Genomic DNA, 11,926 nt, shown 5'->3' with positions numbered 1-11,926 from the left:
TCAGTCGAGGAAGCGGCGTTGCCAGCGCCGCGTTTCGTCCAGCGTGAGGTTGCCCCAGGGGCAGCGCTGCTCGAAGTAGAGCCAGGGCTCTAGCACGCGCGCCAGTTCACGATAGGCGGGCAGGGTGTCACCACGCATCAGGTCTCCTGCTTCTGGCCACCGGCCCAAGGTCACCACCGCGCGCGCGTCATGCAATGTCTCCACGGTGGTTCCTGGCGAGCGCAGCCGTTCACGCAGGCCCTCCGCGCCGCCCAAGCCTTTGAGGACGGTAGGACCCAGGAAGGTCAGCCAATAGGCTCCCTTGAGCTTCGTTCCCAGGGACCAGGCGAGCACTGGTTCCGGAATGTCCAGGCCGGGATGCAGGAAGAGGCTGTCACGAATGGTGGGCGCATTGCGCTGGGTCCAACCGGGCATTTGCAAGGAAATGCCTCCGTGGCCCGAGTCGAAGGGAAGAATCACCGCCAGCCGCGATGCCAATTCTCGCACCCGCTCCGGGCCTTGCCCTTCCAGATACTCGGTGGGCATCGAGAAGGTCACTACGCAGCTCTCGTCGGAATCATCGGCGGAACGGGGCTCATCGAACAGCCGGCCTTGATAGATCCATTCGTACCCGGTGAGATCATCGGGTGCCCCAGCCAGTTCGATGCTGGCACCTCGCGGGCTCAGGAGTTTTCGTCGAACGTCAGACCATCCCCGCGCGTCGAGCTCCTTCCATTCGCCGTCGGCGTCGAAGTACCCGCCCAACACATGGGCGCCCACTGCCTGAATGTAGATCTCCAAGGCCTGGATGACCTCGTGAACCACGCGCGTATGTGCGCGCCGCATATAGAAGGTGAGGGTCACCCGCTCCCGGAGCAAGGCGAGACGTTGTCCCTCGAAGGCATCTTGGAGCCGCACCCGAGGATAGTGCTCGCTCATCGCGAGACTCCATAAGCGGGCGACACGAGAGCGGGCTGCTGCTGCCCTCCCAAGGCGCGCTGATACATTTCACCCTGATTCCTCGGATGGTGAGGATGGCCCTCGGGGTACTCCGTCCACCGAGGCGCACGACCCGCCGGACAGGGAAATTTAAGATCGTAGACGAGTTGGACTTCATTCGGGTTGCCCGTGACGTGAAGAACCACGTCGGGAACCAGCGATCCCTTCAGCCTGTGGGCAAGTCCCTGCTTCAGCCAATCCATGACCTGCTTGGGATCGATCCATCGCCACCGCCCCGAGGAGGGATCCACCTGGTAGCGAGGCTCCACGCTGATGTTCTGAGGATAGAGCTCACCCAGAGCGCTTCGGACACAATCGAGTGCCATCGAATGCTTCTTGTTTCCGAACTCCAGGGCCCGGGTCACGTCTTTTCCATTCTCCCGGCGAAGCACCTTTTTGCACTGGGCCTCGGAAGGACTGGCTCCGCTCAGTTCCGGGTCAGCTTGGTTGACCGCGAAATTCGCCTCCCCGGCGCATTCCATGAGGAGTTGCTCGATGCGAGCCACCTCCGCTGTCTCCAGCAGCCGCATCACCGCCGTCGTGGTACGGGCGGTGCTCACAGCGCGCGACATCCAGGGGATCACCGCCTTTTCTCCCCGTATCGGCGCATAGCAGGCAGGATTGAGCCGACAGCCACTCGTCGCCGAGTCCGTCGTCTGACCGGAAAGCCGGGACAGGGGACTTCGGGCCGTACAGCCCATCATCAGCAGGGCCCCCGTGAAGAGGATCCGGAGGAGAGGATGGACGCGTGGCCCCATAACGCCTACGACTACTCTGGATCGGCCTCGCCGGCGTCCGCGCGCTGCACGCCGAACACGTTGGTCTCGGCCATCTCCTTCGTCGTGCGCTTGTAGGTGCGCCACGCGAAGGGCGCCGCGATGCTGAACGCGATGACCGCCAGCCCGATGGCCCTCCAGGGAATGGGATCCTTCTTGATCTTGATGTCCTTGCCGTACTCGTTGACGTTGTACTTCGGGCGCGAACGCATGGCATCGCGCTCCTGCTGCGTCGTTCCGTCGCTCTGGTAGGACTGGAGCTGACGATGCTGGGCGAGGGCGGTGCCTCCGGACACGAGCGCGAGGGTAGCCAACAGACGCGAGAAACGGGCGAGGGACATGGGCGCGCAGCCTATCACGACCGGACATCCGCGCAGAACAGGGCTTGCGTCCCCTTCCGGGGTCCACTAGGCGCCCGAGGTGTGCGCCTCCTCTTCGTCCCCGTGATCAACCTGCTGCTCCTGATCCGCACCCTGTTGGGGCTGCCGCTGCGTCTGCTCGGCGCCCGGCACCGGCCCGCCTATGTGCGCTTCCGGCTGTCGGACGACCCTGCGTACCGCGAGCGGCCACGCGCCCGGCGCCTGGGCCTGCTGGGCGGGCAGGCACGTCCGGAACCCGCCACCGTCACCTCCCTGGAATCGCTGCGAGAAGCCCTGGCGCTCCTGGCGAAGGATCCAGCGGTCAAGGGCATCCTCCTGGAGATGGAGGGACTGGCGGTCCCCCCCGCCAAGCGGGACGTCCTGGTGAAGCTGCTCGGGGACTTCCGAGCCGCCGGCAAGCGGGTCGTCGCCTGGGCGGTGAGCGTGGACAGCGCGGGCTACCAGGTGATGTGCGCGGCGGACGAGGTGCTTCTGTCGCCCGCGGGGCGGCTGGAGCTGGTGGGCTACGCCGCCGAGGCCCTGGCGCTGGGCGAGGGCTTGGAACGGTTGGGCATCCAGGCGCACTTCTTCCGGCGCGGCGAATACAAGACCATGCCCGAGCTCTTCACCCACCCCCAGGCCTCGGACATCCAGCGGCGCACGCTCGAGTCCTTCCTGGACGAGCGCTACGGGGAGTTGGTGGACAACGTGGCCCGGGGACGGCGCCGCCCGCCCGAGCAGGTGAAGGCGTGGATTGACGCGGGCCCCTACAGCGCGAAGCGCGCGGCGGCCGAGGGGCTCGTCGACGGGCTGTGTGACGAGGTGGACCTTCCCGCTCGGTTGGGCATGAAGGGCGCGGGGGACGAGGACGATGGAGAGGGCGTGGAGTCCATGGCGATGTACCGGGCTCGGCTGCCCTGGCCTCCGGTGCGCTGGCGCTCCTTGCGCCCCAAGCCCCGGCTGGCGGTGGTTCCGCTGACGGGGATGATCGTCCCGGGCAAGGGCGGGGCGGGCGTGGGGCCGGAGGTGGCGGGCTCGGACTCGGTGGTGAAGGCCCTGCGCGCGGCGGGACGCGAGCGGCGGGCCAAGGCGGTGGTGCTGTACGTGGCGAGCTCGGGAGGCTCCTCGGTGGCCTCGGAGATCATCCTCGAGGCGGTGCAGCGGGTGGCCAAGAAGAAGCCCGTCATCGCCTTCGTGGACCGGGTGGCGGCCAGCGGTGGCTACATGGCGGCGCTCGGGGCCCGGGAGATCTGGGCCACGCCCCATGCCATCGTGGGCTCCATTGGCGTGTTCGCGGGCAAGTTCGACACCTCGGGGCTCCTGGAGAAGCTGGGAGTGCACCGCACGCTCATCACCCGGGGCGAGACCGCGGGCATCTTCTCCTCCTCGCGCGGCTTCACCGAGCGCGAGCGGGCATTGATGGAGGCCGAGGTGGAGGAGACCTACCAGTCCTTTCTGGAGCAGGTGGCCAAGGCGCGCGGCCGTACCAAGGAGGAGATCCACGCGCTCGCCGAGGGCCGGGTGTACAGCGGCCAGCGGGCCCATGCGGTGGGACTGGTGGATCGGACGGAGGGCGGCTTCGAGGAGGCCTGTGCGCGCGCCATGTCGCTCGCCCAGGTCCAGGGGCCCTTCGACTTGCAGATGTTCGGAGGCGAGGATCGGCGCTTCTCGCTCCTGCGTCTGGTGTTGGGGGGTGCCTGGACGGGGACGTATGCCTTCTGTCCGACAGCCTGGCGTCTGGAAGGCTTCGGAAGCGGGGAGCGCTTCGAGTAGACTCGCCCCTCGCATGGCGCGACCCTGTCCCCTGTGCGAGAACGAATCCCTGCGGCCCCTGCACGTGGCCCCCGTGGACGTGGGGACGTGTGCTCGCTGTCATGGGTTGTGGTTTGGCCGGGGGCAGTGGGATCGGCTCGCGGACAGGCCTCCGGTGCGGGCGTTCCTGAGCGCGGCCCGGGTGGCGCCCTCGCGCTGCCGCAAACCGGGCCACCGCGTGTCCACCGAGCATCGCGTGTGCCCCACGTGCCAGGGCGCGCCGGTGGGGTGTCCGGAGTGTGGCCAGCGGCTCGCGCGGGTGGTGACGAGTGCCTGTGAGCTCGACGTCTGCCCCAGGTGTGAGGGCATCTGGCTGGACGCGGGAGGCTTCGAGCGGCTGGAGGGCGTGACGAATCCCCAGGCGAGGCCCGCGGGAGTGGGGGGCACGGCGTCCCACCGGTGCTCGGCGTGCGCGGTGGAGGTCCGGGGCGCCCGGGCGTTCGCCTACGAGGGCGACTTCTATTGTGCCCGGTGCCGGCCTCCCGGTGCCGTCACGCTGGACGGGTAGGGGCTGTTGGATATGCAAGGGCGTGGAACCACGACGAGGAGCAGCTTGGGGCTGGCGGGTTTTCTCCTGGTGCTCGTGGCGTCCCTCGGTGCGCAGGCGGAGCCACCCTCCTCCACGCTGCTCCCTGGCCGGAAGCCGGATTCGAGGGAGCCCTGGGGCGCTTTTCTTGGCAGGGCCGCACACGAGGCCATTGGCATAGAATACACTTTGCAGCACCCCTCCAGCATCGTCTTCCTCGACACCGCCAGCCTCTCCACCATTGTGAAGGAGGGGAAGCTGGGGGACCCCGAGCGTCTTTCAGAGTTCGTGAGGCTCTTGCGCCCGGATATCACCGATACCCGCCTCCTGGTGTTGTTCGAGATCAAGCCGAACGATGAGGAGTCGCGCAGGGAGGGGAGAGGACAGGTAGGGCGCTACCTGGCGGCGCTCAATGAGGCCGTCACGCCTGACAAGAAACTCGTGGGAGGCACTGGCTTCGAGGGGTCCCTCTTCCTCGAATTCGAGAACGGGGGAGCGCTCTGGCAGTTGTCCTGGCACACGCCAGAGCCCGGATTGACTCTGTATCGCTGGAGCTACAGGCGCAAGAAGCCCAATGCCTCCTGGAAGGAGCGGGCAGCCCAGAAGGCGGAAGAGTTGCCCAGGGTAGAAATAGCGCAGCGCGGTGAGTTGGCTGAGCAGGCGATCCGGGCTGCGTATGGAAGGGGCGAATGGCCCAAGGAATTCCAGGGCCAGGTCTACCTGCCCGTGGACTGTCGCTGAGCGGTCGAGAGGCGTTTGCCTCCCTCTGAGCGAGCGAAGCGCCTGACGCTTGAGGAGCACTTCGCCGCGGTGTTAGGGCGAAAAGCCATGACCAAGGAACACTCCCCGGTGCTCGAGTTTCCGGCGATGCTCTACGGCTCCTCCGCCGCCATCCTCCGCAAGGTGAGAGCCGAGGGCCATTGGTGGGCCCGGGAGTACCGCAAGACCGGTGCCTTTCCCCATCCCCGGCAGATGCGCCAGGTGCCGCCCGGCGAGGTGCTGGTGGTACGTCCAGGTGCCGAATTCGACTTGAACCGCCCGCGCTGGTGGATGCACCTGTTCGTCGGCGTCTTCACCAGTATGGACGAATGCGTCCAGAAGGAAGAGCGTCAACGCACTGAAGGTGCCTTCGAGTCCTTCTGCCTGAGCACCCCTTGGGGGGCCCTCTTCCATGCCGTGTCTCCGCCCCCCTTACGGAGCGCTGAGCGCATGGCGAACCGGCTCGCCTCGGTGCTCCGCTTCTGGGACGTGCTCCAGGGTCTTCGCTATGCGTTCTGGTTCGGTAAGAAATACACGCTGGAAGAACTCATGGAGGACATCTACCGCAAGACCCTGGAGGCATGGTGCCCTGGAGGCCCTGCCTCGGTCCGTGAGCACATCGCCCTGACGGTGGAGCGCATGTCTCGCGCTACCCGAGAGGATTGCCTGGAGGTTGTGCTCCGGGTGATGCCCATCCTGGTGAACATGGACGCTGACTTGAAGCACCGCGAGGTGCTCAGCGACCCTGGCTTCCTGCGCGAGCGCCTCCGCGCGCTTTCCCTGGAGGACTTCGAGGATTTCTCCAGCGCCTACAAATATACGGTGGCCGTACAGTTGGCGGCCTGGGACAGGGAGTTGGGGCGGCATTAGCAGTCGGAGGAGCCACTTCGACGCGGTGCGGCGGTCGAATGAGTCCGCAACCCCAGCGGGCCCGCCCCGAGAATCGAGGATTCCTTCTCCAACGAGGAACCACCCATGCAACGACGTGTCTCTCCCTGGAGGCCCTCCCTGGCGGCGGCCCTGGCCCTCGCGCTCACCCAGGGCGCATGTGATTCACGCCCCTCCGATGAAGTCGAGGCACCCGTCTCGACCCTCGGCGCCACGCTCGCGGATTCCTGTGCGGCCAACACCCATTTCCAGGTGGGCGCGGGCATCTACGACATCACCGGTGCGGCGGCGGAGCTGGGGATGATGGGCTACGCCATGGTGGAACAGAAGACGGCGGGCATCCATCAGCGCCTGCGCTCGCGCGCCTTCGTCATCGCCTCGCCCTGCAATGGCAAGCGCGCGGTGTTCGTGAACGCGGACCTCGGACAGATCTTCCAGGGCGTCAAACAACAGGTGGTGGAGAAGCTGCGCGCCCGGTACGGCACCCTCTACTCGGACGAGAACGTGCTCGTGAGCGCCACGCATACGCACTCGGGCCCCGGCGGCTTCTCCCATTACGCGCTCTACAACCTCACCATCCTCGGCTTCGATCAGCAGAACTTCGACGCCATCGTGGAGGGCATCTACCAGTCCATCGTCCGCGCCCATGACAACCTCGCGCCGGGCTCCATCCGCGTCGCCTCGGGAGACCTGTTCGACGCGAGCCTCAACCGCTCGCCCGAGGCCTACCTGCGCAACCCCGCCTCCGAGCGCGCCCAATACGCGGCCGACCGGGACACGCGCATGACGCTCCTGCGCTTGCAGGCGGACGACGGGCGCGAGGTGGGCCTCATCAACTGGTTCGCCGTCCATGGTACGTCCCTGGGCAACGACAACCGGCTCATCCACGGCGACAACAAGGGCTACGCGGCCTGGCTCTTCGAAAAGGCCAAGGGGACGAACTACACCGCCGCGCGCACCTTCGTGGCGGCCTTCGCCCAGGGCAATGAAGGCGATGTGACGCCCAACATCCTCGGTGGCACCAACGGCGGGGGCGCCAACGACACCGAGAGCACGGAGCTGTCCGGCCGCAAGCAGTACACCCTGGCCCGCTCGCTCTACGACAACGCCTCGGCGCCGCTCACGGGCGGCGTGGACTTCCGGCACGTCTACGTGAAGATGGACGCGGTGAACGTGGCCCCCGCGTACACGGATGGCCAGCCGCGTACCACCTGCACGGCGGCGATCGGCCAGTCCATGCTCGCGGGCGCCGAGGACGGCCCCGGCTATGGCTACGAGGGTGCCTCCTGCGAGCGCATCCACGACGCCTGGACCGCGATTACCTGCAACCTCCTCACCACCTCGTGCCAGGCGGAGAAGCCCATCGTCCTGGAGACCGGCTCGCAGAAGCCCTATCCGTGGACGCCGGAGGTGCTGCCCCTGCAGGTGCTCCGGTTGGGCAACGTGGCGCTCGTGGCGCTGCCCTTCGAGCCCACCACCATGGCGGGCCGGCGCGTGCGCCAGCAAGTGCTCTCGCGGCTCGCCCCACTGGGGGTGGATCAGGTGCTCATCGCGGGCCTGTCCAACGCCTACTCGGGCTACCTGGCCACGCGCGAGGAGTACGCGAAGCAGGACTACGAGGGCGCGTCCACGCACTTCGGCCCGTGGACGCTCGCGGCGGTGCAGCAGGAGGTGGACACGCTGGCGCTCGCCATGCGCTCGGGCACCTCCGTGGCCCCGGGCCCCACGCCGAGGGATCTGCGCGGCGAGCAGACGACGATTCAAACCGGCGTGGTGTATGACGACAAGCCCCTGACCAAGAGCTTCGGCAGCCTGGTCACGGATGCCCGGGCCGCCTACGCCCGGAACGAGACGGTGAGCGTGAAGTTCTGGGGCGGCCACCCGAAGAACAACCTGCACATCCAGGGCTCCTACCTGCAGGTGCAGCGCAAGTCGGGCAGCACGTGGGTGACGGTCGCCGACGATGCGAGCTGGGAGACGACGTACCGCTGGGAGCGCAACAACTGCTTCCCCACCTTCGGGTGCTCGTACGTCACCATCGACTGGCGGATTCCCTCGGACACCCCGGCGGGCACCTACCGCATCCGCCACGAGGGAGACTGGAAGTCCGGGTGGGACGGACTCATCCGCCCCTACAACGGCGTGTCCCGCGAGTTCACGGTGAACTGAGGGACGGGGGGCGCTTGCATGGGACTCCGCGCCAGGTGTAAGCGGAGTCACCGCCTCCCATGCTTCGTCTCGTCTTCCTCCTGCTCGTGTGCGTCCTCGGCTTCATGCTGAGTGGTTTGCCCCGGGTGCTCGCGGCGGACGACTGCGCGCGGGCCTGCCTGGAGCATGAGGAGCCGGGCGGCGATGAGGACTGTCAGGCGTGTCTGTGTGCCCGGCCGGTGTGGGGAGCGCCCCCTCTCGTGCTCGCCCCACCCGAGGTGCTTCCACGGCCCATGGACTTCGCCCTGGAGCGTGAGGGCGTTCCGCGGGACGGCTCTCCACGAGAGGTCTTCAGGCCTCCACGAAGCGCCTAGCGCCTTCCTCTTCTGGGAGGCGCCGGGGTTCGCGTTCGTGTCTCCGCCGGGCGTCCGCCGCTCGCGCGGCTCTCCTTCTTTGCGTCCTGGAGTCCTCTTCCATGCGGTCTGTCTTCTTTGTCTGTCTTTGTGTCCTCCTTCCCAGTGGGTGCGCCACGTCCTCCGCGTCCCATGGCACGTTGAGCCAGTTGAGTGTCGTGAATGGACCCGGCGCGGAGTTCTGCGCCCACCAGGTTCCCGCGGAGTCCTGCACGCGCTGCCATCCCGAACTGGAGGCGCGCTTCAAGCACGCGGGGGATTGGTGTGGCCCCCACGGTGTGCCGGAATCCCAGTGCTTCGAGTGCCACCCGGATCTCTCCTTCGAGCCCCTTCCCACGCTCGGGGCGGGCGCGGATCTGCGCACGCTGGTGGAGCGGGGTGAGGACGTGCCCTCGCTCACGCCCTACCTCGTGCCAGGCAAGGTGACGGTGTTCGACTTCTACGCCGACTGGTGCGCGGTGTGCCGCAAGGTGGACAGGCACGTCTTCGCGCTCCTCAACCAGCGCTCCGACGTGGCCTACCGCAAGTTGAATGTCGTCTCATGGGAGACTCCACTCGCGCGCCGCTACCTCACGGAGGCTCCGGGCCTGCCGCTGCTCGTGGTGTACGGCAAGGATGGCCGGGAGGTGGCCACCCTGTCCGGCGGAGACACCGACGCGCTCGACAAGGCGCTCTCCCTGGCGGGGGCGCGATGAAGCGCCTGCTCCTTCCCCTGATCCTCCTGGTGCCCCTGCTCCTGGCGGGCACCGCCGAGGCATGTGCCGGGTGCAGCAATCCCAACCTTCCGGTGGGCCGAAGCGCGGGCTCCGTCCTGAAATCGGGCGAGGTGTCCGCCACCCTCAATCTGACGACCACGGCGGTCAACGTCGTCCACAGCGAGCACTGCCCGGACATCGGCCCCATCTGCCGCGAGCGCGAAGAGCCCCCTCAACTTCATGATCAGATGCTCTACGCGGGAGAGCTGCGCCCCATCCTCGAAGTGGGCCTCACCGAGCGCTTCGGGCTGGAGGCCCAGGTCCCCTTGCGCATCACCCGCACCACGGTGCTCTTCCGCCGCCTGGATGGAACGGTCTTCGCGCCGGACTACGTGAACATCCACCACCGGAACGAAACGTTGATGGGCATTGGAGACCCCTGGGTGAGCGGACGCGGAGCGTGGGCACCGGGAGGCGTGGCGATCGTGGGCCGGGCCGGAGTGTCCCTGCCGTTGGGTCGCACCGAGGCCAATCCCTTCGCCCTGGGCCAACAGGGCCTGACCCATCAGCACATCCAGTTCGGCACGGGCACCTTCAACCCCGTGCTGTCACTCGACGTGGCCAAGAGCCTGGGACGCTTCCGGCTCCAGGGGTACGGGCAGGCCCAGCTCTTCCTCTATCGGAACCGTCACGGCTATCAGGCGGGGAATCGCTTCGCGGCGGGGACCTCGGTGGACACCGCCGTGGTGCGGCGGCTGCGAGTGGCCCTGGGCGTGGACGTGCTCAACGAGCAGCCCGAGCGCTGGGATGGCGAGGTCCAGCAGGATGGCAACGTGGGGCGCACGGATGTGCTCGCGGGCGCCACGGTGCTCTATCCCCTCGGTGCCCTGGCGGTCGGGCTGTCCGTCAAGGTGCCCGTGTACCAGCACTTCATCCAGGTGGGACATACGCATGACGGGGTGCCAGGACAGCTGACGTACCCCGCCATCGTGAACCTGATGTTGCACCGCGACTTCGAATTCTAGGTCCGCACGAAGGCGCTCGCGTCGGGGAGCCCGCTTCCCGACGTGTCCACCCCCATGGCGGTGAGGATCCCCGAGAAGATGTCCGGCTCGTTCGAGGTCACCTTGCCGCTCTGGGGCGCGCCCGTGCGCGGGTCGAAGCCGTAGGTCAACGTGGTGAGCGGATCCACTCCGCCCAGCACGGTATTGCCCCTGAGCATCGGCGAGAGCATCAGCACGCCGTTGTTGAGATCGTGCCCGGACCCGAACTCCGTGGCGTTCGCGGACCGAGGGCGCGTCCGACCAAAGTCCGTCGCCACGTAGATGAGCGTGCGGTCCCACATGCTCTCGCCGGTGGCGGCATCGAAGGGCTCGGACTTGAGCAAATCGATGAGCTTGTCCACCACGCCCATCACCCGTGCCCACATGAAGGCCTGGCCCGCACGGTGATCGTTGTGGCTGATGTCGAACGCCAGGGGAGGGTTGGCGATGCCGTCCTCCCCGCCCACCACCACGTTGAAGGACGGGCCCAGCGTCACCGACACCGACACCCGGTACTTGAGCAGCAGGAACGCCAGCGCCGCTTGTCCCTGGATGGGATCCGTGAAGAACTCGGGGAAGACCGAGCGCAGCCGCGCCCCATCGGGAGAACTCGCCAGGCCGTACTCCGTGAGCGGAATCTGGGGCGGCGCGTTGGGCAGGATGTTGAGCCGGGTGATCAGCTCCTGCACCTCCAGGGCCGGCTGTCCCACGATGCGCTGCTCGTTCCAGCGCTGGAGCACCCGCGCGTTGTCGAACGTCTGGCCAAAAACCGAGCGGGAATCGAGCGTATCGCGCGTCTTGCGCGCCAGGGCCAGTACGTCCCGAGGGGGCGCATCCTTGAGTCCTCTCGCGCCATCGAGCCCCAATGGCCAGAGCGAGGGATGGGTCACCACCTCGCCATAGCAGTGCGTGGGCAGGGAGTCGTCCGTGCCGCGCTCGGAGTAGCCCCCCGTCGCCATGTTGACGTTGGGAATGGGGCAGCCCGTGCCGTACTGCAGGGCCACGCACTCCTGCAACGTGCGGCCCCGCCAGGCGGCGTTGCCCGTGAGGCTGCGCTTCTGCGCGATGGTGTGGTTCACCGAGGTGCCCACGGTGGTGGCCACCAGCATCGAGTCCTTGTGCTTCTTCACGAAGGGAAGCTGGTCCGTCTTCACCGGGATGGGGATGCTGCCCAGCTTCTTGCTGTCCACCTTCACCGCGCGGAAGGGGGAGCCCGTGACGTCCAGCACCTGCGCGTCCTCGAAGGTGTTGAGCTTCGAGGCGTTGGCTCCCGCATCCGAGGCGCGCACCGCCAACAGGCTGTCGACGATGGAGGCGCCGCCCGTGGCGCCCACTACGATGAGGAAGCGGGGCTTGCCATCTAGCCGGGCCATGCGCTTGCCGCCCAGCTTCTCGAGCTGCTCCGGACCCGTGAGCGAGTCACGGCAGCCCGTCAGCAGGGAACCGAGGGTCGTGGAACCCGCCGCGCACAGCGACAGCGCCTTCAACATCTCCCGGCGCGAGAGCCGGCCATTGTTGCGAAGTGACAT

General features: G+C 67.4%; 12 protein-coding genes. 8 read left to right on the top strand and 4 right to left on the bottom strand.

The window, feature by feature from the left end; all coding sequences use genetic code 11:
* The 3 genes from MEBOL_RS36530 to MEBOL_RS36520 all read right to left on the bottom strand — a co-directional run bounded on the left by MEBOL_RS36530 (position 1) and on the right by MEBOL_RS36520 (position 2,095).
* On the bottom strand, positions 1-918 hold the full coding sequence (locus MEBOL_RS36530) for a type VI immunity family protein (RefSeq protein WP_095981734.1): 918 nt from the start codon (positions 916-918) through the stop codon (positions 1-3).
* Positions 915-1,562 (bottom strand): hypothetical protein, encoded by a 648-nt coding sequence (locus tag MEBOL_RS36525; protein WP_095981733.1) that lies wholly within the window; start codon positions 1,560-1,562, stop codon positions 915-917. The genes MEBOL_RS36530 and MEBOL_RS36525 overlap by 4 nt, the downstream gene beginning before the upstream one ends.
* 185 nt (positions 1,563-1,747) lie before the next feature.
* Complete coding sequence (locus tag MEBOL_RS36520; RefSeq protein ID WP_179956352.1) at positions 1,748-2,095, bottom strand: hypothetical protein; 348 nt, start codon at positions 2,093-2,095, stop codon at positions 1,748-1,750.
* A gap of 81 nt (positions 2,096-2,176) precedes the next feature.
* Between MEBOL_RS36520 and sppA the strand changes: the two genes are divergently transcribed.
* The 8 genes from sppA to MEBOL_RS36480 all read left to right on the top strand — a co-directional run bounded on the left by sppA (position 2,177) and on the right by MEBOL_RS36480 (position 10,379).
* A complete protein-coding gene (gene sppA, locus MEBOL_RS36515) occupies positions 2,177-3,886 on the top strand; it encodes a signal peptide peptidase SppA (RefSeq protein WP_245919181.1) in 1,710 nt (569 codons plus the stop codon).
* A gap of 13 nt (positions 3,887-3,899) precedes the next feature.
* Positions 3,900-4,433, top strand: coding sequence for a TFIIB-type zinc ribbon-containing protein (locus MEBOL_RS36510; protein ID WP_170115669.1), 534 nt, complete (start codon positions 3,900-3,902; stop codon positions 4,431-4,433).
* 45 nt (positions 4,434-4,478) lie between these two features.
* A complete protein-coding gene (locus tag MEBOL_RS36505) occupies positions 4,479-5,192 on the top strand; it encodes a hypothetical protein (RefSeq protein WP_245919179.1) in 714 nt (237 codons plus the stop codon).
* Positions 5,193-5,279: 87 nt separating this feature from the next.
* Positions 5,280-6,080, top strand: coding sequence for a hypothetical protein (locus tag MEBOL_RS36500; RefSeq protein WP_095981729.1), 801 nt, complete (start codon positions 5,280-5,282; stop codon positions 6,078-6,080).
* 105 nt (positions 6,081-6,185) lie between these two features.
* Positions 6,186-8,267, top strand: a complete 2,082-nt coding sequence (locus tag MEBOL_RS36495; protein WP_095981728.1) for a neutral/alkaline ceramidase — start codon at positions 6,186-6,188, stop codon at positions 8,265-8,267.
* Between the two features lie 59 nt (positions 8,268-8,326).
* Positions 8,327-8,620, top strand: coding sequence for a hypothetical protein (locus tag MEBOL_RS36490; RefSeq protein WP_095981727.1), 294 nt, complete (start codon positions 8,327-8,329; stop codon positions 8,618-8,620).
* A 101-nt stretch (positions 8,621-8,721) separates the two neighbouring features.
* Positions 8,722-9,354, top strand: coding sequence for a thioredoxin family protein (locus tag MEBOL_RS36485; protein ID WP_157823881.1), 633 nt, complete (start codon positions 8,722-8,724; stop codon positions 9,352-9,354).
* Entirely contained in the window at positions 9,351-10,379 is a 1,029-nt protein-coding gene (locus MEBOL_RS36480) for a hypothetical protein (protein ID WP_095981725.1), read from the top strand. The genes MEBOL_RS36485 and MEBOL_RS36480 overlap by 4 nt, the downstream gene beginning before the upstream one ends.
* On the opposite strand, the gene MEBOL_RS36475 is transcribed toward MEBOL_RS36480, so the two are convergent.
* Positions 10,376-11,926 (bottom strand): DUF1501 domain-containing protein, encoded by a 1,551-nt coding sequence (locus MEBOL_RS36475; RefSeq protein WP_095981724.1) that lies wholly within the window; start codon positions 11,924-11,926, stop codon positions 10,376-10,378. The two genes, MEBOL_RS36480 and MEBOL_RS36475, sit on opposite strands and share 4 nt — an antisense overlap.

This window comes from Melittangium boletus DSM 14713 (assembly GCF_002305855.1).
Lineage (GTDB): Bacteria > Myxococcota > Myxococcia > Myxococcales > Myxococcaceae > Cystobacter > Cystobacter boletus.
Note: the sequence above shows the minus strand (reverse complement) of the source record. Positions and strands in the feature narration are given on the sequence as shown.